Below are 24,046 nucleotides of genomic sequence, written 5' to 3'. Positions count from 1 at the left end.
CCTAGGGTACTGGCGGCCGCCTTCAAAATTTCCAATTTGATCTTTGAAAAATAAATGAAAATCTTAAATTGGGACTGGACTTTTCGTGATGCTTCCAGACAATGAATCTTAGGGTCATTCGGGGAAATTCTTTTTCCTCCTGTAGTTCAACTACTTCATAAGTCTGTTTCCCTGGCACTCGTGCGGCACTTCTTACCCGCTGGCTGTTCCCTCCGGCAACCCATGCCCGAAGATAGCAGCTTCGGGGCAGCTCATGGACCGGAATGAGTTCTCATATGCGAGGGTGATTGATCGGCGAGCGCGCTGGGGGCATCCCGAAAAGTCCATTTCCCTGAATCCCTAACAGAAAGGAGGAATTYCCACTTGAAGCTATTTGTCGGTATTGACGTGAGTAGCAAGCAGCTTGAGGCCTGTTTCATGAACATGGAAGGCGACAAGCTGGACACCCTGGTGGCGAACAATAACTTGGCCGGTGCCCAATATTTACGCGACCGTATTCTTTCACAAGCGGACAAGCTTTCGGCTTCGGAAATCCATATCGGTCTTGAAGCCACTTCGGTTTACAGCTGGCATCCGGCCATGTATTTGCACGAAGACGAAGCCTTGAAAGCACGCAAGACCAGAGTATTTACCATCAATCCCAAGCTGATCAGCAAGTTCAGAGAGGCTTATGCCGATCTGGACAAAACCGATCGGCTCGACGCCTGGATCATCGCAGACCGTCTGCGATTCGGAAGGCTGACGACGACCCTTGTGATGCAGGAGCGGTATCTCGCCCTTCAACGCATTACCCGCATGCGGTTTCACCTGGTCCATAATCTGACTCGGGAGAAGCAGTACTTTCTTCAAAACCTGTTCTACAAATGCAACGCGTTTCGCTCTGAAGTGGAAAGCTCGGTCTTTGGCAACGCGATTATGGAACTGCTCTCGGAGAAGTACAGCCTCGATGAAATCGCAACGATGGAGATCGCCGCGTTGGCGGATTATCTCAAGGACAAAGGCAGAAATCGCTTCCCGGATCCCGAGGGCGTCGCTGCTTGCATCCAGAAAGCCGCGCGTGCGTCTTACCGCCTATCCAAGGTTATGGAGGACTCCATCGATCTTGTCCTTGGCACATCGATTCAATCCATCCGAAGCATACAGGCTCAGCTCAAAGAATTAGACAAAGCGATCGAGAAAATGCTGGATGGTCTTCCCGGAGCYAAGTGCCTGAGATCCATTCCAGGCATCGATTTGGTCTATACTGCCGGTATTCTTTCAGAGATCGGCGACATTGAACGCTTCGATGACCAAGCCGCTGTGGCCAAGTATGCAGGCCTCACATGGCGTAGACACCAGTCTGGCCTTCCCAAGCACCAACACAAACGCGCCCTCGTCTTAACGGCAAGAAAACTTGTGCGTCTGGTCGATGTGCTGCTACGCAACGACCAACTTTATACGCCACGGAGGAAGGTGAACAACGCGAAGGGATAACGCCTCCTTTGTCAAAGTCCTTCATGGATTCCCAGTAAAATTCTGGTAAAAAATCGGATTTTAGGCTGGGTCTGATTTGATGCGTCCATTTTTCCTGACTGATCTACTTTACGGCCAAGAAAATTTCCAATTCGATTGAATCAGGGACTTGACATCATACCGCTGGACTTTTGAATGATCGGCTGCGCTTAACGAGCTCCCGGGAATCGTCAAAACAGCGTTCTATCCAGCACTTTCGCCCCTCTCAAGCTTTTGCCGCATCGACCTGCTTCGCCGTTTTTTGCGGCAGCTTCGCTTTTTTCAACGGCCAGTTCAACAGCAGCAGTCCGCCGATAAACATAAAGGTGCCGCAAATAATATAAACCGTGATCGGATCGCGGAAAAACAAATACGACCAAACAATTGTAAACAGCACGCCGCTGTTCCCGAAAATAACGAGCACGGAGAAGCTGACATGCTTCATCGCCTTCGCATACCAGTTAAAGCTGAGACCGGTGATAAGGCCGAGTAAAACCAGCGCCCCGAGCGACCATACATTGAACGGCCCGGTTGCATGAGCCTGAAATGGGAGCGGCAGCGCCAACAGCAGCGAGCACCAGAAAAAGATCGAAAAGTTCATATTTTCCGAGTCCATGGATTGGATCAGCACCTTTTGGCTTAAAATATGCAAGGTCGTGCCGATTGCGGAAATGACATACAGCAGTGTGGTCAAACCGTTGCTCGACAGCATCTGGCCCAGCGGCAGGCCATTCCAGCTGATGACGAGTACACCTGCGATGCAGATGGCGGCGGCAGCCCACCCCCGTTTGGAAACGTGCTCCTTCAAGAAGAAGGCGGACACAAGCAATAAAATGATCGTTTGAATCGGTCCGACCAATATGTTGCCGTACGAATAACCGATCGACAATGCTATGTTCTCCGTAAAATAATTGATGCTCTTGCCCAGCATGCCGATCCAAATCCATTTGTTGTTGAAATGGACGCGCAGCTTCTTATCTCTCCATAACAGCAAAATGCCCAAAAAAACAATGCCCAGCGAAAACCGGGCAAAGGTAATGGTCATGCTATCCACCGCAAGCGAAGCGGTTTTGACTAAAATTCCGACGAAACTCCATGATAAAATGGTCAGAAATAGCAGTGCGTATCCCACGATGTCTATGTTACCCCTTATGACGCGGCGAAAATCCCGACGATCGATTAACGTCTCGTTGTATATTTAGATGTGCGGTATGACAGCCGCAAAACGCGGCCCCAAAAACATAAAGCCATTGTAACATAGCTCATTGGGGAACTGTATGAAAAAATGAAAAGAGCAGCCGGCAACTTTTGTCGGAAAGCGGGCCAATCGCCAAAAAGCCTTGTCAGGACAGCCCTTAAGGACCGTGGCGGCAAGGCTCGAGCATCGGAAAGCCGGATGAGGGAGAGCCTCACGTCCGGTTTGATGAAGCTTTACTATGCGAACGCGGTGCAGCCGGTCGATCAAGCTTGTCCATGGCCGTGGAACACGGCACTTTGCTGTTCGGGAACAAACGGCGTATACCCCATGTCCGGCTCCGCTGCGCTCGCCTTGGCCGGACGGCTCGTCACACGGGCATTCGGCGCAACGACGGCGATCTCGTCTTCATGCCCTTCGACAACGGCCCCGTCCTCGATTACCGCGCCTTCTCCGACGATCGCATGGGCGATACGGGCATTGCGGCCAACCGTCACATTCGGCATAAGCACGCTGTCGTGAATGCGGCTGCCCGGATTCACCTGCACGCCGGCAAACAATACGGTGCGGTACAAGCCGCCCTTTACGTCGCAGCTGAGGTGAACCAGGCATTTCTTGATATGATGCTGCGGAAACGAGGAGCGCAACCCGTCCGTTCGGCGGGAACGGCTGTACATCGGCCAACCCGCCGTCTGCAGCCCGTTCGGAAGCGGGAGCCCGTCCAGCAGGTCCATATGTGCTTCCCACAAGCTGCTGACAGTGCCTACGTCGCGCCAATATCCGCTGAACCGGTAGGCATGCAGCTTACCGTTCAGACGAAGCATCCGCGGAATCAAATCTGTGCCGAAGTCATGACTGGAACGGGGGTTGCCGGCATCGTCCATCAGCTGCTCCCGCAAGTATGACCATCGGAACATATAAATACCCATGGAAGCGAGGTTGCTGTCCGGCATGGCGGGCTTTTCGACAAATGACGTAATACAGCCGTCCGCATCGGTCTGCATAATACCGAAACGGTGGGTCTCCGCCCATGGCACCTCCAGCACGGAGATCGTCGCATCCGCGTCATTGCTTTTATGTGTCTCCAGAAAAGAGCGGTAATCCATGCTGTAAATATGATCGCCCGACAAAATAAGCACATGCTCAGGGGCATATCGATCGATAAAGTCGATGTTTTTATAAATGGCGTCGGCTGTTCCCGAGTAAGGGCCTGTGCCGGCTGCTTCGGGCGACAGCAGAAAAATTCCGTTGTCGTCGCGGCTATTTCCGTGCAGCCCCCACGGCTCCCCGCCGCCGATATGCCGGTGAAGCGATTCAGATTCGTACTGAGTCAGCACGCCAACCGTACGGATGCCGGAATTGGCGCAATTGCTCAATGGAAAATCGATAATGCGGTACTGACCGCCAAACGGTACAGCCGGCTTGGCCAGCTTTTTCGTAAACGGGGATAATCTGCGGCCTTCTCCGCCAGCCAATACCATGGCAATGCATTCATTATTCATCATTTTGCGGTTGCCTCCCATCGTCCGTTGTACTCTATATTTAACCGCACGTGCCCGCAAATGAAACATTTTCCAATTGCACGCGCAGTTCTCCTCCTGCATCGCAGCCGAGGGGGAGACTGTTCAAAGCCCCGCTATCCCGGGTTCTTGCCCCCGATTTCGGCTAAACGGCAAAAAGACCTCCAGCTCCGTACAGAATACGGACTTGAAGGTCTTTCTTTGCTATACTTTAAACCGGCCTGCAGCCGATTTCAGCTGCTGGGCGGCTTCGCTCATCGTGCCGGACAGCGAGCCGGCTTCCTCCGCATCGCTCAGCTGCGCACGCGACGCTTCCGCCATGCGCCCCGCATGGTCCGACACCGTACCGGCGATCCGGGCCATTTCCTCGATACCGGCCGCCACCTCTTCGGTGCCTGCCGACATCTGCTCCGCTGCCGCCGATACTTCCTCCATCTGCCCGGATGCCTGATGCACCGAATCGAGCATCCGCTCAAGCGAGCTGCGCACGCGAGATACCTCCTGCACGCCATCCTTCACGTCCCGGCCGCCGGCCTGCATGGCCGCAACGGCCGCATTCATCGCCGTCTGAATGTCGCTTACCATCTCATTGATCCGTTGAGCGGACGCCTCGGACTGGTCGGCCAGCTTACGTACCTCGCTCGCTACGATCGCAAAGCCTTTTCCCTGCTCGCCGGCGCGCGCCGCCTCGATAGCCGCATTCAGCGCCAGCAGCCCGGTCTGCGATGCAATGCCCGATATCACCTGAGCCATTTCTCCTACCGTCTGCATCCCCGCCTCCAGCTTCTGGATTGCCGCTCCCGCTTCGCTGGCCGACTGGCTCAACGTAGCCATCTGATTCATCGCCTTCTCCGATGCCTCGTTTCCTTGCTCTACCTCCTGAACGAGATGCTGCGTCATTTCCATGACCTGGGCGGAGGCTGCGGCAATTCGCTGAATGCCGAGCGCCATCTCCTCGATCGCTTTGGCGCTGTCCCGCGCGCCTGTCGCCTGACTCTCCGCACCCGCTGCCATCTCCCCGACCGTTCGGGAAATGCCCGTTGCCGCAGCGGTCGAGCGCGCCGACTGTTCCGCCAAGCTTTGCGACGTATCGCCGACCTGGATGGACATCGCTTGAATCGAACCCATCATCGTTTGCAGGTGGCCGATGAACCGGTTGATCTCCTCGGACAGACCGGCTAATTCATCCTTGCCGCGGACGGGAATACGGTATGTTAAATCGGCCTCCCGCGAGTTTAAATTGACTGCGGCTTGCAGCACGAATCGAAGCTTTCTGGCCACAATCACACGGGAAAGTATGTACAGCATGACGAGCACGGCGATATACAAGAGAGCAAGCTCCAAGCCAATCTTCCAGCGCTGATTGGCAATCATCGCCTCCGAGGCTTGCTTGGACATCGCGATTCTCGCCGCTCCCCAATGCTTGCCGTCGATCATCAGCGGATAGGAGACGACCCAGCGCTCAATGACTTTGCCTTCGACAATTTGCGGATATTTTTGCAGCATCGCCTTCGACAAATCGGTGTTGGCTACGTCCGCATACCCTGTCGCATCGTTAAACACGCGTTTCCCGCGGTACTTTTGGCTCAACAGCCCCGTTGTCCCCCATGCATCCTTGGACGTCTCATCGGTTGCGCTGTACAACATATTGTGCGTGGCGACGTAACCGGCGAAATCCGGGTTATCCGAATAGGCCGCAGCTACAGAGAACACAATGCTATCGTCGGTCATGTAGCTGTCAATCACCTTCTGCCAGTGATCGTCCGTGTATATATCATAAGCGCTCGTATATTTTTGTTCGTACTGCGCTAACGGAATTTTCCGTCCGTCAAATAAAGTCTGCGTAGCTTGAGCATACGCTTGGTCCTGGGAGCGCTTCTTCAGTTCCTGCTCGCTGCCCGGCGCAGGCTGCAGCTTGTCGTTGAACAGATTGGCGCGCAGCTCGGCGCCGGTCCATTTGATTCCTCCCTTGATGAGAACGCCGTCGCGGATATCGTCCTCCGCTATGCTCTGCAGAGTCTTGGACATCGAAATAGCCAGGCTGCTGCCTTTTTGGTACAATTGATCCTCGGCATCCTTGCGGATTTCCTGCCACTGGTAGGCATAGATTCCGCCCATCAACACAAGCAGAACGAGGCCTGTAATCCACATAAATCTGACCGTAATCGAATGAATCCAACTGAACATCGAAAAGTGCCCCCCGCTTTGTAGGATAGTTTCAGCAGATTCATTATACACTGAAACCAACCGGACAGCTCCAGAATTATCCTCAAATTATGACAAATTCTTCTATAGATTCACAAAATCTGCACAAACCTGCTACAGCTTTATTAATGACGGCTCCCTATTGCCGTAGCAACAAGCGTAATCGCAATAATAATGCCGAGCACGATAAAAAAGGCTTTAAAAAAGCCGTACCAAAACGAGGGCTCCCCTCCGTCCGCAGGCGTTTTCCAAAAACGGTTATACAGCCATACCGCGGCAACCGTTCCCAAGGACAGCTTGATGGCGAAGCGCAGTACGGTCAATATATAGTCCCGCATCGGTACAGCCTCGATCGAATAACCGCCCCCGAAAGACGGATTCCTTATCGTATCCGGGCAAATCCAAATCGCAATAAACAGGCCTATGATAAAACCGTAAACCCCCGATTTGACCAGCAATCGTTCCATCGTTATGGTTAGCCCCTTTCGCGCCCTGGCGCCGGCAGCGGCTGCAGCTTATCGCCCAGCGCCCGCTCAAGGTACGGGTCCGCCTGCAAAAAGCTGCGGAATTCCACATAGCTGCGCGCCAATTCGGCCCGCTCCGCCGCATTGGGCTGCTTCCCTTTTACGGCACGGATCAGCACATTTTTCGGCGTATGCTCCATGTCAATAAACTCGAGCAGCTGCGTGCGGTAGCCGACGATGTCGAGCAGCTTCGCCCGGATCGCATCCGTCGCCAGCGCCGAGAAGCGCTCCTTCAATATGCCATGCTGCAGGAGCGGGGCAAGCACGTCGCTTTGGACCTGCCGGAACAGCTCATGCTGGCAGCAGGGCACCGACAAAATGACGTCCGCCTGCCAGCGGACCGCCTTCTCCAGCGCCGCATCCGTAGCCGTATCGCAAGCATGGAGGGTAACGACCATATCCACCTGCTGCAGCTCGTTGTAATCGGCGATATCGCCAACGAGAAACTGCAGCCGATCGTACCCGAAACGCTCGGCCAACGAGCTGCAGTGACGAATGACATCCTCCTTCAGATCCAAACCGGTGATCCGGATGTCCAGCCCCTGCAGCTCCTTCAAATAATAGTACAAGGCGAACGTCAAATACGATTTGCCGCAGCCGAAATCAACGATCTGGAGCGTCCGACCTTTTGGCAGGTACGGCACCACATCCGCAATCAGCTCGATAAACCGGTTGATCTGCTTAAACTTGTCGTATTTGGAAGCCAGCACCTTTCCTTCGGCATTCATGACGCCAAGCTCCACCAGAAACGGTACGGTCGTGCCTTCCTCTAGCAGGTAGTTTTTTTGGCGATTATGCGTCAGCACGGCAGGCCGTTTCTTCGTGGGCGGCTTTTTCAGAATACCCGCCTTGCCCTTCTTGCTGATCAGCACCTGATAGTCCGCTTCTTCCGACTGCAGCAGCGCCTGACGGAACGTATCCTCCAGCAGCCCGATCATCCGGGCGGCCGCTGCTTCCGGCAGCACATTATCGTGCAGCACCTTATTGCCGCAGAAGGAGCTGAATTGATAATGCAGCGTCCCCTTCAGCTCCAGCGGCTTGATCGTTACTTTGCTGCAGCCTTCGGGATCGCTGCGCCGCAGCTGGCTGAACGTCCCCTGAATTAATACTCCTTGACCGACCAAACCGTTTAACAGCGTATCCAATTCCAACGTTTGCATCCGTTACCATTCTCCGTTCCGTTTAGCTACTTGAAGGTCGGCTTCAGCCGGATCAACCGGTCATCCTCGGCTCCCGGCATCCCCCGGCCGTCGCGATTGTTGGTCATCATGTAAATCGAACCGTCCGGCCCTTCCGTCACATTGCGGATACGCCCCAGCTCGCCCTGAAACAACAGCTCAACCTGCTGAACCTTAGGCGGATCGCCGCTCAGGACTACCCTTTGCAGCTGTGTTCCCCGCAAATTCGCGATCAGCAGATTGCCCTGCCAAGGCCCTTTCGTGACAAATGCGATGCCCGACGGCGCCCAGGTCGTGCTGCCGCTGTGCAGCAGAGGCGCCTTCAGCGGGCCGGGCCCCTGCTTGCCGGCATCTTGAGACTTAATTTGCGTTTCGTCCCCTTGAACGAGCGGCCACCCGTAGTTTGCGCCAGGTTCTATCACATTCAGCTCATCGTGTGCGGATTGACCGTGCTCCGTGCTGAACAGCCGGCCTGTCGAGGGCTGCCAGGCCAAGCCCTGCGGATTGCGGTGGCCCAGGCTGTATACGGGCGAACCGGGAAACGGATTATCCGACGGTATCGTGCCATCCGTCTTGATTCGCAATATTTTGCCGCCCAGCTGTGCGGCATCCTGGGCGATCGACGATTGGGCCGCATCGCCGTTTGTAATATACAGCAGGCCGTCGGGGCCGATTTTCACCCGCCCGCCGTCGTGAATCCGGTCGCCGGGCAGCCGGTCCAGCAGTACCTTGTCCGGTTTCGCATAACCGCCGCTCTCCACCATGCGGATCAGCCGGTTGTAGGCTTGTCCGCCTTCCTGGTACGAATGATATACATACATGTAATGGTTGCTGCTAAAATCACGGTCCAGCGCGATACCCAGCAGGCCGGCCTCCGCTTCGTTGTACAGCGGCGGCTTCTCGAAGCGGAACACCGGCTCCTCGCGCAGCGCTCCCTTCTCAATGACGCGGATGGCACCGCCGCGCTCGGTGAAGAAGATACGGCCGTCCGGTGCAAAATCCATATCCCATGGGACGTCCAGCTTGGATGCGACCGTCTCCACGGTATAGGGAATCACACTTTTGGTCTCACCCGTCTCAGTCGCCTTGCCTTCGCTGCCGCGGCCAGGCGGTACATCGGGTGCCGGAGCCGTACCTTCGCCGACTGCGGCTGCCGGCGGGCTGCCGTTTTGCCCACTCTGCTTGCCGAAGCAGCCGGGAGCTGCAAACAGCAGGACGGCCGCGCCGGCAATGATCCATAGATTCAAGCCTGCCATAATCATCCTCCTCTATAATGGGTTCCGTATATGCGCCGTTTTCATGAACCGGTGAGCACACCCGAACGGACGGCGCTGAAAACAAAGTCATATGGACAATCGTTGTCCTCATTATACCTAATTCTCCGCGGCGAAAGCCAATTGCCGGCTCCAGAAAGCCGCGGTTCGGAGCCTCTTCAATGAAAATGCATGTGTAGTTTCAAAGACAGCATCCTTGAAACAAACCAAAGAAGCCGCATCATTCCAAACTGGCAATGATGCGGCTTTTACTCCGCTGCGACAGCCCGATTTGTCGGACCGCGGCCATATGGTCCCGGCGATCTGACCCTCGGTCCGCTTGACGGGCCTGGGGCTATGTAATCGCTGCGACGTCTTCGTCGGTGCGCTGATGCGATCCGCCGGTTACTTCGCTCTCTCTTTGAACAGGTCGACCAGCTGCTGCGCGACATCCGCACCCGGGCCTCCGCCCCTGGCTCCGCCTGGCGCCCCTTTGGCGCCTTCGTTTACGCCTCCGTTTGCGCTCTTGCCCGCGCTTCCGGCCACCGATCCATCGGCCGATCCCGAACTGCCGTTCTCGCCGCCCCTTCCTGCGCCGTTCGGACGGTTCTGGCCTTGCCCGCCGCCCTGCGCCGCGCGCTGCTCTTTCTGCTTATCCCGCTCTTCCTGAGTCATCGTTTTGGGCGCCCCGCCATCGGACGGGTTCATCCGCTGTTTCATTTGATCCGACCGGCTTTGATACTGCTTCGTCTGCTCCGGAGTAAGCAGCTTCAGCATGCTATCCTGCTGCTCCGCCGTCAGCTCCTTCTTCGCTACAGCCGCTTCCGCTAATGGCAGCAGCTGCTCGGCCTGCTGCTTCGTGAAGGCAAGACCTTCCCCCTTATCGATGGCGAGCAGCGATTGAGACAACATCCGCAGCCTTATTTCATTCTCGTTCATCTGCGGCCGATCCCCCCGTGCCTGCCGGCCGCCGGCCTGCGCATCGCCGCTCTGAGCCGATGCGGCTGACGACGACCCTTGCGTATTGGCAGCGGCCGCTTCATTGGCAGCCGGTTTGCTGCCGCAGCCGCTTAATAACAGCGGCACGAGAATAAGTCCCGCTACGAGCTGGTTACGTTTCATCGTAATCGTTACCTCCGTGATATTCCCCCGCAGGGAATCAAGCTGCGGACTGCTGCGTCACACAACACTCCACGCTCCTCCAGCATAAGGAAATAAAATGAAAAGTATCTGAAGATCACCTTAAAGATTACTGAAAATGAAAGCAGTTTTCGTTGCAATTCAAAGCGGGGCTTTGGCTTCGCTGCTTATTCCAGAAACTTTGCGGGAACCCCGTAAGCTAACTACATTACGAAAAAAGCCTCTGCCGCTTAATCACGACAGGGGCTTTTCCGTATGCATAAGGCGCAAGCTGCAGCCGCCCGGCCTCTCAAGGTATTTTTATCCCAGGAAGGAATTCAGCATCCATGTATGCTTGTCCAGACTGCCTTGAATAGCCAAGAACAGATCTCCGGTCGTTTCGTCGCCCGCTTTTTCGGCCAAGTCCATGCCTTCCTGCAGTTGGCCGCTAATCGTTTTGAAATCTTCCACGATCGCCCGCACCATATCTTCCGCTTTTTCGTTTCCGGCCGCTTCTTTAATCGCCGAATCTTTCAGCATTTGCTGCATCGTAGCGACCGGTTTGCCGCCCAAGGTGAGCATCCGTTCGGCCAACGCGTCCAAATGCAGCGTTATTTCATTATAAAGCTCCTCAAATTTAACATGGAGCGTAAAAAACTGGGAGCCTTTCACATACCAGTGAAAGTTATGTAGCTTGATGTACATCACGCCGAAATTAGCAACCTGCTGGTTCAATGCCGTATTTACTGCTGCCGACCGGTCCATTACTTTTGCCATAATCACGCACTCCCTTGTTTGATTTAATAAAAACGCACACCGCGGGCGTTCACCTGCCGGGGCCGATCTTCCGAACGGTCTCCCAGCTGTCGGTTTGCCATTGGAGCCCACTACTGTTTTACCCATATTTGCAGTAAATCAAACGGAAGATACCCGTTAATCGGAACGTCCCGTTCGGCCTGTGGACGCCTGGACGCCAGGAACGCCCGACCGGAATCGGGCCGCTTTCCGCACAGGTTTTCATATCCTAGCGATTGAAATACCGGTACCCTTTCCTCACCGCTGTGAGCATCCATTCCGGTATTTTCATTTTGCGAACTATCGGAAAATAAAAACAGTCGTACGCTTTTTTCAAATCATCCCACATGCGGCAAGGCTCCTGCTTCAAAAAGTCCGATACATCCACGACAACGCCGCGCCCGTCCTGCAGCATCACATTTTTGCCGTGAACATCGTGCGGATTCAATCCTTTGCTTCTCGCATAGCGAAGCGCGGCGTCGATATCGTCGATCACTTGTCGGGGGATGGAAATGCCCCGCAGCACACAATTGTACAGCGTAATCCCGCTCAGTCTGCGCAATATCAAGTACGAGCTTCCCGCATGGTAGCACTCCGAATAAGCCGGGTGCCGGCCCAAACGCCGGTACACCTCGACTTCTTCCTCCAGACCCTCCCGGCCCGGCGCATACACCTTCACCACCAGCCCGTCGTATTCGGGATGGCTGACGACGACGGCATAATTCCCGGTCCCGACCCGTTTCCAGGGCTTTGGTACAGCTTGCACCTCTATCGGATTGTGGGGGTTAACGCTCTCGATCCGGAGGAGGGGCAGCAGCTCCCGTTCAACCAAAACAATCAACTGACCGATCCGTTCACGGCTCATCGCTTTCCCGGCTAGCCCGCATAGAAGTGTGCCGGCAGGCCGGCCACGCCAGGCTTGATGCGGAAAACTCCACCCGCATGCGGCTGCTTCAGCATCGCTTCTTCGGACTGACCGATGCGCGCCGTCGTAATATACAGCTCATCCAGGTACGCCCCGCCGAAAGCGCAGGACGAGACTTGCGCCGCAGGCACCGGAACCGCCGCCAGCTGCTCGCCGGTGTGCGGATTCCAGCGCGATACCTGCCAGCCGCCCCACTGCGCCACCCACAGCATGCCTTCCGCATCCACCGTCATCCCGTCCGGCACGCCGCCGTCGGCCGGGATGACTACGACGGTGCGCGCATCGCCGAGCTGCCCGGTTTTGGCATCGAAGCTGTAAGCCCTCACCTCCTTGGTCGGCGAATCGATGAAATACATCGTCCGCCCATCCGGGCTCCAGCCGATGCCGTTCGAGGTCGTCACGCCGTCAATGACTTTGCGGACCGTCCCGCCGGCATCGAGACAGTACAAAGCGCCCGCCTGCTTCCGTCCTTTCCGGCTCAAAGTTCCCGCCCAGAAGCGCCCGCGCTCGTCGCACTTGCCATCGTTAAACCGGTTGTCCAGACCGCTCTCCGGGTCCTCGACCAAGGAGACGGTTCCCGTCTCCGGATCGAGCAAATAAAGGCCGTGCTCCATTGCGGCCACCATGCCGCCGGAAAGCCGCGGAACGGCGACTCCGACCATTTGGTCAAGCTGGATATACCGGTCCTCGCCCGTTAGCGGGTTATATGTATGAACCCTCATCCCGGCAATATCGACCCAGTGCAGCAGACCGCTGCGATGATCCCAGCACGGTCCTTCCCCTAACGCAGCCCTGGCGTCTACAATCAGCTCCACTTGCAGTTGTGCCATTCCGATTCCCCCATTCAGCCCTATGGCGAACATACCATCATTTCCTATTATTGTAGCATACGGACGACGGGATTAGCACAGGCAACCGGCGCGGAACCGATTGTTTTTATGTACCCGATCCGATGAGAAGGCCTGGTCAACGCCCCCGATCGGTCATGGGATAGAAAATAGACCTGCAGGACCACGGCATCGAGCGGTCGCTACAGGTCTTCTTGCATGAATGGCGCTCCGTTCGCCGGCCGGCATTCCGTTCACGCTTCTTAAACTATTCCAGGCTTTGCAAAGCGGCCTGATCCTCCTCAAGATCGGCGCGCGCCTGCTCGACGGCCATCTGATTTTCGCTCAGTCCCGCCTGCTCGACAGCCTGCTGCGCTCTGGCTACAGCCGTTTCCGCCTGCTCGATCAGCTGCTCGCTCGGGTGGCTTTGCGCCTGCGTTACGGCGTTGTGGGCGGTATTCACCGAATTTTGCGCCTGGGATATCGGATTTTGCGATTGTAAGCTGGAATCGGTCTTGCTCATTGCCATTCGCCTCCTTTCCTTCCATATCTCTGTTAATGTGGATGAAAAGGAAGCTTTTTATCCCTGCTCAGGAAGAAACCGACGACGTTTCCCTTGTTTCAAACCGCGAAGAATCATAGCCGAACCATTGCGGGTTCGAATAAAAGCCGATGATCTCCGCGATGCGTTTAGGCAGCGGCGGATGCGTGGCGATCAGTTCGTACCAGCCGATAAAGAAGCCCCGTTCCCGGTAGCTTTGATCCAAAAATTCCTTAATGTCAACTTTACGGTACAGCTGCTTGCCTACGGCCAGGATGGTAAGCGCATGAATTGCGGCATCGACGTTGCCGGTATAGGCCATGGCCATCCGGTCGCATGTATATTCGCATGCTCTCGAATAAGCTTTTCCGACAAAAGGAATCCATAAGGCAGGGAAAATGAGCATATGCTTGCTTACATGCTTGCGCTGGATATGAGCCAGCTCGTGCGCGATCACAAAGGACAGCTCCTCTTCGTTCCCCTGCTCGATCAGTTCGAAAATATCCGAATACAGCACCACGAAATTACGGCCGAAAAACCGGGTCGCGAACGCGTTCAGCACGCCGCCGGACTGGATAATATACACGTCGGGCACCTGCTGGATTTCCATTTGAGCGCTGAGCGCCCGCACTCTATCGTAAACTTGCGGGAACTGCCGTTCCGACAGCTTGACGCCGGAGCTGCGGATGCCCGCCACCATTAATCCATGCATCGCCAGCGCAAAGACAGCGCCGATGGCTATGTAAACAATGCCGATAATCGAGAAAATCAGGCTCAAATAAATCATCATACTGCAGACCAGACAAACCACGTACCAGGTTTGTTCGTTTTCATGTACAAGGCGGTTCTTCATTCGTTCTTCCTTTCTACACATGTGAATTAGAGGATCGGCGACAGCAGTCTTGCCATCGATTCCGCAGCACGGGTGATCAGCCATCGCTGCTCGAACTTTTCCGGCGTCAGCAGCTCGCTTTTTTTCATATCCTGTTCAAAAATCGCTTCAAGGCGCGCCGTCACCTCGGTTCCGTACAGGAAAGCGGTAATTTCAAAATTAAGCTCGAAGCTGCGGTGGTCCATATTGGCTGTTCCGACCGCGGCCGCTTGGCCGTCCACCATGATCGTTTTGGCGTGGAGAAACCCGTTATCGTACAAATAGCAGGCCGCCCCGACGCGCAGCAAATCGCCGATATAGGCGTGGGAAGCCCAGTGGACCAGCAGGTGGTCGCTTTTTTTCGGAATCATTATGCGCACGTCGATACCGGAAAGCGCCGCAATCCGCAAAGCGTTCAAAATACCGTCATCCGGCACAAAATAAGGCGTCTGCACATAAATGCTTTTTTTGGCTTCGAAAATAAGCTTGATATACCCGTTCTTAATCTGTTGTTTATCCGTATTGGGGCCGCTCGACACGATCTGTACCGCAGTTCTGTCCGCATCCTCCAGCCGGGGAAAATAAACGGGCTCGATCGTTAGCGTCTCGTTGGACGCGACTCCCCAGTCCAGTATAAACTGCACCTGCAGACGATGCACCGCATCCCCGCGCAGCATCAGATGCGTATCGCGCCAATAGCCGATTTGATGGTTGAGCCCCAAATATTCGTCGCCGATATTGAAGCCGCCGATAAATCCGTGTTCTCCGTCGATGACGGCGATTTTACGGTGATTCCGATAGTTGAGCCTGAAGTTGATGTAAGGAATTTTGGACGGAAAGAACGGACATACGATCCCTCCGGCGTCGACCAGCTCCCGGAACATTTTCTTGGTCACGCCGAGCGAGCCGATCCCGTCATAAAGCAAACGCACCTTCACGCCTTCCTGCGCCTTGCGGACGAGTGCCTTCAGCAGCCGGTGTCCCGTTGTGTCGTTGCCGATCTTGTAGTACAGCAGATGTATATGATCCTCCGCCAAAGCTATGCGCTCCAGCAGCGCCTCGAATTTTTTCACCCCGTCGATAAACAGCGTGACCTCGTTGTTTTGCGTCAGCGGGGAGGCGCTGCTCATAAGGTTCATGTAAATCAGATGCTCATACTGCTTTACATGCGCTTCACGGTAAGGGAACGTCCCTTCGTGAATCGTCTGCTCCTGCTCCCGCATTTCTTCCCGGACCCGCCGTTCCATCCTCGCGCGGATGCGATATACCTTCTGCCTGGCCAAATTTTGCCCGATAAAAATATATATGATAAAACCGAGCACCGGCAATAGCAGCAATAGCATCAGCCAAGCCCAGGTTACGCCTACGTTGCGTCTTTCGAGAAAAATAATGGCCGCCGCAAACAGCAAATTGATGATCGGGATCCAATTGTTTATCGCCTTCCATACGTCGACGATCCAATGAAGATTGACCGCTCTCCATATTTCCACAACCCATTGCTCCATAGCAGCCTCCATCCCGCGTTCTCCAGCCGTCTCATCGGCTTATGGATCCAGTATTGCCGTTTCCGAGTCTCCAAGAGCCGCAAGTATCCCAACCCCGAATCGTCTGCGGGCAGCTTGATGGCCCGGCCTTCGAATCCGGAGGAGCATGACCGAACCGCGGTCATCGCCAGGCCGTGCTCCCGGACTCTAATATGTTAACTATAAGTGTAAGAAGTTGCCAAATCAACTTTTTATCGTGTATCGAACGACCGGCGTAGTTATCGCTATTCGGCATGAAAGCAAAAACGAGGAGACCGCCCGTCAATCATCTGCGATGATTGGCAAGCAGTCCCCTCAATTAAAATGATCCCGGTACGTCAGCCGTACGCGCCAGAGTCATGTAACATTGTTAATGTAGCGGGCGGTGTGCGGCAACTCATATGACGGTATTATATGAAGTGGTGTGCACCTGATCATTTAAATGGATCTTCGAAGCCATGGTCCGTACAGCCGGCCGTATTTGCGCGAAACTTGCGCGTCTTGCTCCCCGCTCAGCTTGCCTTGGCCTCGTCGGCGCTATGGGACGGGGAAGGCGGCCCTGGGTCGATATAAAATGCAACGCCGCCGTGTTCGTTGCCGACCCTGATCCTGGCATGATGCGCCGTCAAAATTTGTTTGACGATCGCAAGGCCAAGCCCGAACTGGCCGTCCGGTCCGGTCTCGAACTGATCGAACATGCTGTCGATCAAAGCTTCGTCAATCGGTTCGCCGTCGTTCCATATCCGCAGCTCCGTCGTTACCGGCATTGCGCCGCCGGCCGCTGCCGCCGAAGCGCCGGGGGTGGCCTTATCGTCTCCATGAATCATCGTGATCGATATGCGCGTATTCGCATACCTCACCTGGTTATCGAGCAAATTTTCGATCGCTACGCCCCACTGCTCGGCGTCGCCCCCGATTTCGACCGTCGGCAGATCGACATGCCAATCGATCTCCGGCCGGCGGTAGCGCAGCCGTTCCACGCAATCGCGGACGACCGCCGACAAATCGAAGGGCAGCCGCTTTCGTTCCCGCACCGACATGTAATTCAGCTTGTTCAAATAAAGCAGATCGCGAATCCGCTTCTCCAGCCGCGTCGCCTCGCTCTTGATCGTTTCTACGCTGCCCGCAATCGTCCCTTTGGGATAAATGCCGTCCAGGATCGACTGCGCATAGCTCTGAATGACCATGACCGGCGTCTTCAGCTCATGAGAAATATTTTGCAGAAAAAATTGCTGCGCCTTATCCTGCCGCACCAGCCGCTGACGCATCGCTTCGAATGCCTGCGCCAAACGGCCCATCTCATCCTTGCGGTTCAATACAAAGGGCTGATGCCAGTCGCGCTCCGCTATTCTGCCGGCCTGCTGCTCCATCAGCACAAGCGGACGGGACAAGTAGCGGGCCAGCCACAGGCACGGAATCCAGCTGACCACGATGAGAACCATCATCAGCAGCACGAGCCGTTGAAACATCGTCATGACAAGATCGTTACGGTAGCTGCCCCAAGCATAAGAAACCATGAAGCCCGGCTTGCCTTCCAACTGCTCCTTGCGGATAACGTAAAACACCGTCCGGTCGTCAACTTCGCGCGAGTACGCCTGAATATCTTCCTTTTGATGCAGCGTATCCTGCCTGATCGCTTCTACAAACGGCCCCGGAACAGCGGGCTCGGTTTTGCTCACCATCCCTCCGTCCTGCATAATCAGGTGCTGAACGCCGGGGCCGTTAGCCGGCTTCAGCGTTAAAGCAAACGGCATGGCCTCGGTCCGAACGAACACCTTTTGCAGGATACCGTCCTGTGAGTCTGCTTTGATGCCAGGCTCCACTATGACACCGGCGGCTTCCGATCTGCCGACAGCTCCCGAAGTGGCGTCGACTCCCGGTTTGATCGCAGCTTCCGGTGAAACAGCTTGCGATTTACCCCCGATGTCCGGCTTGACGTTGTTCACTCCGCCATTTAACTGATTCGGCAGCTTGGTTCCCGGTTGCTTCCCGGCCGTTCCATTGGGCTGTACAGGAATATCCTGCTTCGCCCCTTCCTTAGGAGTCGACGTGATGTATTGGATACGTTCCACGGTGGCGGAGGGCTCGACCTGAGCGATGGATGTGAACGGTATGGCGCCGCTGCTTGGCACCGCCCTTTGCGAATCCAGCAATATATCGTAAATTTGCTCGGTAAAAAAACCTTTCAATGTCCATGGCAGCAAAAAGGCGAGCAGCGTAAAGAGGCACAATGTAATGGCGGTCATGACAAGCCATATTTTAAGGGCGAGCGGTACATTTTTCATCATTTCACCAACCTGTAGCCGTAGCCGTATACCGTCTCCAGACGTAGCTGCGGCAGTTTTCTCCGCAGCCGCCTGACCAAATCGTCAACGACGCGGTCCGAACCGTAATAATCATCGCCCCAGACGGAATCGAGCACCTGCCCCCGCTCCATAAGCTGACCCGCATGAGCGGCGAAGTACACCAGCAGATCGAATTCTTTGGACGTCAGCTCCATTTCACAGCTTTCCTGCTCGTCCAGCACCCTTCTCGCCTGCTCCTCGATCCGATATGGAGCTATCAGGTGTACCGGAGACGGCGCTGCGGCCTCAGCCTGCTCATGCCGGTCGCCGTAAATCCGCTCCAGCAGCTTGCGCGTCCGAATGACCAGCTCCCGCGGCAGGAAAGGCTTGGCCAAATAATCGTCGCTGCCCAGCTCCAATCCTACGACCCGGTCCATATCCGCATCGCGTGCGGAGATGAATATGACGGGCAGCTTTTCGCTGTCGGCTTTAATTTCCCGTATCAGCTGGTAACCGTCAACGCCCGGCAGCATAATGTCCAGGATCCACAGATGCGGACGACTGCCGATCGCCTTGCGGGCTTCCCCGCCGTCGCTGAACGCCTCCACTTCCCAGCCCTCATTGCGCAAATACGAGGCCAGAACCTGATTCAAATTCGGCTCGTCCTCCACCAAATAAATCCGATACACGCGCATCCTCCTCCTTACCCATCCTGCCATGGAAAAAAAGAGACGCAACCGTACGTTACGTCTCTTCGGCTTGCTTACTTCTGCTCTTGCTGCGCCTGTTCCTGTTTCGATTGGGCGGCTTCCAGCTTTTGCTTCATTTTCTCAGCCGCATCGGCCATTTGAACGGTTTGGCTCTTATAATCTTCCAACAGCTGCGGCAGCAGCTCTTTGATCGCCTTCGTATCGTCGGCTTCAACAGCCTTTGTAAAGTCGGCCTGACGTTTCACTGCCGGCGGAACCTCTTGATTTTGTCCCGCTTCCGCTGGTTTAAGTATACCACTGCTGGACGCTTCGCCCAATGGAAGAATTGTCAAGTCTTTAAACGGTACGCCATCGGCCGCTTTATCGATACGATATGCGAACGTTTTACCCTCCGCCTGTCCTTCTTCCCCGGACTTCACGACACCCTGCTCCGCGATTTCCTTAGAGATCAGCTTCGTCATAATTTTTTCCGCAGTCTGGCTATCCGTGCCGCCCTGCGCGGCCTCACCGGCAGCTTCCTTTTTATCAAGCTTGATGATGTCATCCTTGATGCTCACCGTGACGGACGGAGTCGCTTTGGGAAAGTTGGCTTCGGCCTGCTTGCGCGCCTCGAACGCCGCGAGCCAATCCGCTTCGCTCTCCGGGGTATACGTCTTCACGAGCAGCTTCAAGTAATTGCGTTCATGCGTCTCGTTCATCATCAGCCCGCCAATGCTCGTGCGGTACATAACCACAGGCTTTGCTCCCACTTTGGTTGCGGGCTGAACGCTGGCAGCGGGCGCCGTTTCCGTCACTTTTGCCGCATCGCCTGCGGTTTCAGCGGACGCTCCTCCGGTAAGCCCTAATGTTAGCGAAAGCAGCAGTGTGCCGGCCGTTACGTAATTCCATGATTTTTTCATTCGAAATCTCTCCTTTGCTCCTTGGAAATCGTGAAGGGCTGTCCCCTTTCACACCCTCATCCTACCAAAACATTGCGGGAGCAATATCGCAACTTTGTGGGAAATTATGTAACCGCCGCGACCGACCGCCGCCGGCTGCGCCCACCCGATTTTATTTGATGCTTCCGCACGGACATGCGGGAAACAGGTTTACAATCCGGCAAACCCGGCAAATCTAGTAAAAGCACTCTATCACTATCGAATTGAAAAAAGGAGGATACTAGACTATGCGTCAGCCCCGATTCATCGTTTGTCTATTTTGCCTGTTCACTGTAATTGTATCAGTTATGCCGGGCACAGCCCTGCAAGCCTACGCCTACGGGCTGCCCGAGGAAGCCTCCAATTGGAGCGATCCGACGGAATTGCCCATGTATTGCCCCTGCCGCGTGCCCGAGCCGGAGACGACGGACGAAGTCTCCCTTCCCGAGCCGCTGTACTACCAAGTCACCCCGGGAGACACGCTATCCAAAATCGCCCGCGATTTCAATATATCGCTTCCTTCCTTAATGGCGCTCAACGGCGTTGCCGATCCGAGACGGCTTACTATAGGCCAGCGGCTGCAAATCCCCGATGCGGTGGCGGCCATTCCGCTGCCCGACGGTCAGAGCAAAACGATCAAGCAGGTGCTGAGCTCTACGCTTACCGCCTATACTGCAGGCGTCGAATCGACGGGCAAGTCGGCTTCCCACCCTCAATACGGCATTACCTACAGCGGCAGCAAGGCCGAGGAAGGGCGGACGATTGCCGTCGATCCCGCAATTATTCCGCTTGGTTCAACCGTCTATATTGATGGTGTCGGCATCCGCACGGCCGAGGATACCGGTTCTGCCGTCCGCGGGGCAAGAATCGATGTTTTCATGGATGATGTAAGCCAAGCGATCCATTTCGGCGTGAAACGGAACGTTAAGGTGTACGTGCTGTCTGAAAATGCATAAATCACCCGTGCTGCCGCCCGTTTGACACGGTCTGAATCTGTCAAGACCATGCCTTCAGCCAAAAAATTCATAGATTCAGAGAGGGAACCATTATATTTCAAACCATTTTTGTGTATTATATGATAATAAACTATTACGCAAGAAAGGTTGATTATGTTGGAGAACCCGTCTGCATCATCTCATTTTATTAAAAACATCGTTGTGGAAGATTTGAAATCCGGCAAAGTCAATCAGGTCGTCACCCGCTTTCCGCCCGAGCCGAACGGCTATTTGCATATCGGGCATGCCAAGTCGATCTTGCTGAATTTCGAGTTGGCTGACGAGTTCAACGGCCGTACCCATCTGCGTTTCGACGATACGAATCCGGTGAAGGAGGATGTCGAATTTGTCGAATCGATTAAGGAAGACGTGCGCTGGCTCGGTTTCGAGTGGGACGGTTTATACTTCGCTTCGGATTATTTCGAGGAAATGTACCGGCGCGCCGTACTGTTGATCAAGAAGGGCAAAGCCTACGTCGACGATCAATCGGCCGAGGAAATGCGGATCAACCGCGGAACGTTAACCGAGCCGGGCCAAAACAGCCCTTATCGCGACCGCAGCGCAGAGGAGAATCTCGATCTGTTCGAGCGGATGCGCAGCGGCGAATTTAAAGATGGCGAACGGGTTTTGCGCGCCAAAATCGATATGGCATCTCCGAACATTAACTTGCGCGATCCCGCGCTGTATCGGATTTCTCATGCGACCCATCACAACACCGGCGACAAATGGTGCATTTACCCGATGTACACGTACGCTCATCCGCTTGAAGATGCGATTGAAGGCGTTACCCATTCGATCTGTACGCTCGAATTCGAGGACCAGCGCCCGTTTTATGACTGGGTCATTGAAGAATGCGAGATGGAAAACAAGCCGAAGCAGTATGAATTTGCACGGCTTAACATTACCAATACCGTGATGAGCAAACGATTTTTGAGGCAGATCGTTGAGGAATCGATCGTCGACGGATGGGACGACCCGCGGATGCCGACGATTTCCGGCCTGCGCCGCAAAGGCTATACTCCGGAATCGATCCGCACGTTCGTGCGCGAGACCGGCGTAGCCCGCAGCTACAGCGTCGCCGATGAAAAGATGCTGGAGTACTTTATCCGGGAGGACCTGAAGCTGAAAGCTCCAAGAACGATGGCCGTCCTTCGTCCGCTCAAGGTGGTCATTACGAATTATCCGGAAGGTCAGGCGGAAATGCTCGAAGCCGAGAACAATTCGGAAAATGCTGAGATGGGTTCCCGTCAAATCCCGTTTTCGCGCGAAATTTATATCGAGCAGGACGACTTTATGGAAAACCCGCCGAATAAATATTTCCGCCTGTTTCCCGGCAACGAGGTGCGCCTGAAAAACGCTTATTTTATCAAATGCAACGACATCGTGAAGGATGCCGACGGACGGGTAACGGAGGTACACTGCACGTACGATCCCGAAACTAAAAGCGGCAGCGGCTTTACCGGCCGCAAAGTGAAAGGAACGATCCACTGGGTCGAAGCTTCCCAAGCGCTGCCGGCCGAGTTCCGCTTATACGAGCCGCTCATTATGGATGACGCGAAGGAAGAGGGAGATTCGTTCCTCGATCGCATTAACCCGAACTCGCTGGAAGTGCTTCACGGATATGTCGAGCCGAATATGAAAGATGCGAAGCCTCATGACAAGCTGCAGCTGTTCCGGCACGGCTATTTTAATGTCGATCCGAAGCATACGGCCGGAGACAAGCGAGTGTACAACCGTATCGTTTCGCTGAAAAGCTCATTCGAACTGAAAAACTAAAAACGATGCGCGGCTGCAAGGATAAACGGTTTCGCCGTTCTTTGAGACGAGCGCGTTTGTCAAGGTTGTGCGAAGCAAAGTATAAAAAAACTTTTACTTTCAACAAAATTAGGCGGCCGTTTCCCGTTTGCGGGCAACGCCGTTTTTTTATGCGCCCATTTCGTGGAGAATGTGCGTGTCCATATATATTTAAAAAGCGTTTTAGGTACATTTTACCAATTCGGAGCATAGTATAATTTGTTAGGATTACGATTATTTGGAGGGATTCGTTGTGTTGGCAGCAGAACTATTGTGTGAAAAAGAACAAGTTATGTTGAAACTGCAAGACATGGGGCTCGATCAGATCGCAAACTGGATTAATGAGCTGCCGGAGAACAAATGGAAAGAAATGTTCGTCCTGCACTGGCCGACGTTAATCAGAGAGTGCGGCATTCGCGCATAGTACCGGCTACATAAGGCTTTACCAGCGGCTGCCGCTTGATCCCGGTTCGACCTATTGAGTGCCTTCATCGTCCGGACAATGAGACAGCGGCTTTCCCGATACAGGGGAAGCCGTTGTTTTCGTGTTCGGGTATTATCGATCATGCTCATTTAACAGTCCGCCATAGCTTTATTCCGGGTGAGCTCGATTCGACTCGCCGCGGTCGCCCCGCGTTTTCATTTGTTGTATTATAATGAATAAAAGCGTGCCCGACGGGTGGCGCCGCGTGATATATTATGAATTAAATGGGGCTGGAATCGATGGAAGTAGGAGCAACCATAAGAGCTATACGCAAAAAGAAAGGCATTACGATCGGACAGCTATGCGAGGCGACAGGGCTGTCGCAAGGGTTTTTGAGTCTCGTTGAAAACAATAAGACGTCTCCTTCCCTGTCCACGCTCGACGCTATCGCCGGCGTTTTACAGGTTCCGCTTGCCTTTTTGCTGTTAAAGCAGGAGGAACGGATGAAGGTGACGCGCAAGGACGAGCGCTCGTTCAGCATGTACAGGGACCGGCAAAAGGTCGAACATCTGGGCGAGGTTGGCGGCTTGCGCCTGATGTTGATTGAGGTTCCGCCGGGTCCTCCCTCCATCACGGACACCAATACGCATGAAGGGGTGGAAAGCCACCTTGTGCTGAAAGGAAAGCTGCTGGCCAGACAAGGGGAAGACGAGTACATGGTGGAGGAAGGCGATACGTTTTCATGGCAATCGTTTGTTCCGCACCAGGTCATAAATATCGGCGAGGAGCCGGCGGTTGTGCTGATCGCCAGCTACAATGGCAGCCGAATGGGCTAAAGCGCCCCGAAAAGTACCGGTAAGCCGGCTCATGCTTCATCAAGACAGCTCTGTTCTGCCTGCACAGGTGAATAGAGCTTTTTTGTTTAAAGGCGGTGTTTGCAAGGGCAGCGTCGGT

General features: G+C 54.7%; 21 protein-coding genes. 5 read left to right on the top strand and 16 right to left on the bottom strand.

Going from position 1 to position 24,046, the window contains the following annotated elements:
- The first annotated feature begins 363 nt into the window (after positions 1-363).
- Positions 364-1,473 (top strand): IS110 family RNA-guided transposase, encoded by a 1,110-nt coding sequence (locus tag E1757_RS24265; RefSeq protein ID WP_133232994.1) that lies wholly within the window; start codon positions 364-366, stop codon positions 1,471-1,473.
- Positions 1,474-1,717: 244 nt separating this feature from the next.
- On the opposite strand, the gene E1757_RS24260 is transcribed toward E1757_RS24265, so the two are convergent.
- The 16 genes from E1757_RS24260 to E1757_RS24185 all read right to left on the bottom strand — a co-directional run bounded on the left by E1757_RS24260 (position 1,718) and on the right by E1757_RS24185 (position 19,861).
- Complete coding sequence (locus E1757_RS24260) at positions 1,718-2,623, bottom strand: DMT family transporter (RefSeq protein ID WP_133232992.1); 906 nt, start codon at positions 2,621-2,623, stop codon at positions 1,718-1,720.
- Positions 2,624-2,952: 329 nt separating this feature from the next.
- Positions 2,953-4,191, bottom strand: coding sequence for a glucose-1-phosphate adenylyltransferase (locus tag E1757_RS24255; RefSeq protein ID WP_133232989.1), 1,239 nt, complete (start codon positions 4,189-4,191; stop codon positions 2,953-2,955).
- A 219-nt stretch (positions 4,192-4,410) separates the two neighbouring features.
- Positions 4,411-6,393, bottom strand: a complete 1,983-nt coding sequence (locus E1757_RS24250; protein ID WP_133232985.1) for a methyl-accepting chemotaxis protein — start codon at positions 6,391-6,393, stop codon at positions 4,411-4,413.
- Positions 6,394-6,536: 143 nt separating this feature from the next.
- On the bottom strand, positions 6,537-6,878 hold the full coding sequence (locus tag E1757_RS24245) for a hypothetical protein (protein WP_133232982.1): 342 nt from the start codon (positions 6,876-6,878) through the stop codon (positions 6,537-6,539).
- Between the two features lie 8 nt (positions 6,879-6,886).
- Positions 6,887-8,095 (bottom strand): class I SAM-dependent methyltransferase, encoded by a 1,209-nt coding sequence (locus E1757_RS24240; RefSeq protein WP_133232979.1) that lies wholly within the window; start codon positions 8,093-8,095, stop codon positions 6,887-6,889.
- Between the two features lie 26 nt (positions 8,096-8,121).
- Entirely contained in the window at positions 8,122-9,369 is a 1,248-nt protein-coding gene (locus tag E1757_RS24235; protein ID WP_133232977.1) for a PQQ-dependent sugar dehydrogenase, read from the bottom strand.
- A 402-nt stretch (positions 9,370-9,771) separates the two neighbouring features.
- Entirely contained in the window at positions 9,772-10,488 is a 717-nt protein-coding gene (locus tag E1757_RS24230; protein ID WP_133232974.1) for a hypothetical protein, read from the bottom strand.
- Between the two features lie 318 nt (positions 10,489-10,806).
- Entirely contained in the window at positions 10,807-11,262 is a 456-nt protein-coding gene (locus tag E1757_RS24225; RefSeq protein ID WP_246079452.1) for a Dps family protein, read from the bottom strand.
- Between the two features lie 247 nt (positions 11,263-11,509).
- A complete protein-coding gene (locus E1757_RS24220; RefSeq protein ID WP_133232971.1) occupies positions 11,510-12,145 on the bottom strand; it encodes a protein kinase family protein in 636 nt (211 codons plus the stop codon).
- A gap of 11 nt (positions 12,146-12,156) precedes the next feature.
- Positions 12,157-13,035, bottom strand: a complete 879-nt coding sequence (locus tag E1757_RS24215) for an SMP-30/gluconolactonase/LRE family protein (protein WP_342774594.1) — start codon at positions 13,033-13,035, stop codon at positions 12,157-12,159.
- A gap of 265 nt (positions 13,036-13,300) precedes the next feature.
- Positions 13,301-13,555 (bottom strand): hypothetical protein, encoded by a 255-nt coding sequence (locus E1757_RS24210; RefSeq protein ID WP_133232968.1) that lies wholly within the window; start codon positions 13,553-13,555, stop codon positions 13,301-13,303.
- Positions 13,556-13,622: 67 nt separating this feature from the next.
- Positions 13,623-14,426 (bottom strand): M48 family metallopeptidase, encoded by an 804-nt coding sequence (locus E1757_RS24205; RefSeq protein WP_181956685.1) that lies wholly within the window; start codon positions 14,424-14,426, stop codon positions 13,623-13,625.
- 26 nt (positions 14,427-14,452) lie between these two features.
- On the bottom strand, positions 14,453-15,961 hold the full coding sequence (cls, locus tag E1757_RS24200; RefSeq protein ID WP_246079450.1) for a cardiolipin synthase: 1,509 nt from the start codon (positions 15,959-15,961) through the stop codon (positions 14,453-14,455).
- Positions 15,962-16,479: 518 nt separating this feature from the next.
- Positions 16,480-18,255 carry a HAMP domain-containing sensor histidine kinase gene (locus E1757_RS24195; protein WP_133232963.1) on the bottom strand — a complete coding sequence of 592 codons (1,776 nt, stop codon included), beginning with the start codon at positions 18,253-18,255 and terminating at the stop codon, positions 16,480-16,482.
- Positions 18,252-18,941 carry a response regulator transcription factor gene (locus E1757_RS24190; protein WP_133232960.1) on the bottom strand — a complete coding sequence of 230 codons (690 nt, stop codon included), beginning with the start codon at positions 18,939-18,941 and terminating at the stop codon, positions 18,252-18,254. Before E1757_RS24190 ends, E1757_RS24195 begins: the two co-directional genes overlap by 4 nt.
- A gap of 74 nt (positions 18,942-19,015) precedes the next feature.
- Entirely contained in the window at positions 19,016-19,861 is an 846-nt protein-coding gene (locus E1757_RS24185) for a hypothetical protein (protein ID WP_133232958.1), read from the bottom strand.
- A 266-nt stretch (positions 19,862-20,127) separates the two neighbouring features.
- On the opposite strand from E1757_RS24185, the gene E1757_RS24180 reads away from it, so the two are divergent.
- The 4 genes from E1757_RS24180 to E1757_RS24170 all read left to right on the top strand — a co-directional run bounded on the left by E1757_RS24180 (position 20,128) and on the right by E1757_RS24170 (position 23,928).
- A complete protein-coding gene (locus tag E1757_RS24180; RefSeq protein WP_181956683.1) occupies positions 20,128-20,835 on the top strand; it encodes a 3D domain-containing protein in 708 nt (235 codons plus the stop codon).
- 156 nt (positions 20,836-20,991) lie between these two features.
- Positions 20,992-22,650 carry a glutamine--tRNA ligase/YqeY domain fusion protein gene (locus tag E1757_RS24175; protein WP_133233032.1) on the top strand — a complete coding sequence of 553 codons (1,659 nt, stop codon included), beginning with the start codon at positions 20,992-20,994 and terminating at the stop codon, positions 22,648-22,650.
- A gap of 271 nt (positions 22,651-22,921) precedes the next feature.
- On the top strand, positions 22,922-23,092 hold the full coding sequence (locus E1757_RS35970; RefSeq protein WP_165972263.1) for a hypothetical protein: 171 nt from the start codon (positions 22,922-22,924) through the stop codon (positions 23,090-23,092).
- A 299-nt stretch (positions 23,093-23,391) separates the two neighbouring features.
- A complete protein-coding gene (locus E1757_RS24170; RefSeq protein ID WP_133232955.1) occupies positions 23,392-23,928 on the top strand; it encodes a helix-turn-helix domain-containing protein in 537 nt (178 codons plus the stop codon).
- Positions 23,929-24,046 lie beyond the last annotated feature (118 nt).

Source organism: Paenibacillus piri (assembly GCF_004354045.1).
Lineage (GTDB): Bacteria > Bacillota > Bacilli > Paenibacillales > NBRC-103111 > Paenibacillus_S > Paenibacillus_S piri.
Note: the sequence above shows the minus strand (reverse complement) of the source record. Positions and strands in the feature narration are given on the sequence as shown.

Coding starts and splice junctions, on each gene's coding strand:
- E1757_RS24255 (WP_133232989.1), bottom strand. CDS start 4,191: ATGATGAATAATGAATGCATTGCCATGGTATTGGCTGGCGGAGAAGGC.
- E1757_RS24250 (WP_133232985.1), bottom strand. CDS start 6,393: ATGTTCAGTTGGATTCATTCGATTACGGTCAGATTTATGTGGATTACA.
- E1757_RS24245 (WP_133232982.1), bottom strand. CDS start 6,878: ATGGAACGATTGCTGGTCAAATCGGGGGTTTACGGTTTTATCATAGGC.
- E1757_RS24240 (WP_133232979.1), bottom strand. CDS start 8,095: ATGCAAACGTTGGAATTGGATACGCTGTTAAACGGTTTGGTCGGTCAA.
- E1757_RS24235 (WP_133232977.1), bottom strand. CDS start 9,369: ATGGCAGGCTTGAATCTATGGATCATTGCCGGCGCGGCCGTCCTGCTG.
- E1757_RS24230 (WP_133232974.1), bottom strand. CDS start 10,488: ATGAAACGTAACCAGCTCGTAGCGGGACTTATTCTCGTGCCGCTGTTA.
- E1757_RS24225 (WP_246079452.1), bottom strand. CDS start 11,262: ATGGCAAAAGTAATGGACCGGTCGGCAGCAGTAAATACGGCATTGAAC.
- E1757_RS24220 (WP_133232971.1), bottom strand. CDS start 12,145: ATGAGCCGTGAACGGATCGGTCAGTTGATTGTTTTGGTTGAACGGGAG.
- E1757_RS24215 (WP_342774594.1), bottom strand. CDS start 13,035: ATGGCACAACTGCAAGTGGAGCTGATTGTAGACGCCAGGGCTGCGTTA.
- E1757_RS24210 (WP_133232968.1), bottom strand. CDS start 13,555: ATGAGCAAGACCGATTCCAGCTTACAATCGCAAAATCCGATATCCCAG.
- E1757_RS24205 (WP_181956685.1), bottom strand. CDS start 14,426: ATGAAGAACCGCCTTGTACATGAAAACGAACAAACCTGGTACGTGGTT.
- cls (WP_246079450.1), bottom strand. CDS start 15,961: ATGGAGGCTGCTATGGAGCAATGGGTTGTGGAAATATGGAGAGCGGTC.
- E1757_RS24195 (WP_133232963.1), bottom strand. CDS start 18,255: ATGATGAAAAATGTACCGCTCGCCCTTAAAATATGGCTTGTCATGACC.
- E1757_RS24185 (WP_133232958.1), bottom strand. CDS start 19,861: ATGAAAAAATCATGGAATTACGTAACGGCCGGCACACTGCTGCTTTCG.
- E1757_RS24180 (WP_181956683.1), top strand. CDS start 20,128: ATGCGTCAGCCCCGATTCATCGTTTGTCTATTTTGCCTGTTCACTGTA.
- E1757_RS24170 (WP_133232955.1), top strand. CDS start 23,392: ATGGAAGTAGGAGCAACCATAAGAGCTATACGCAAAAAGAAAGGCATT.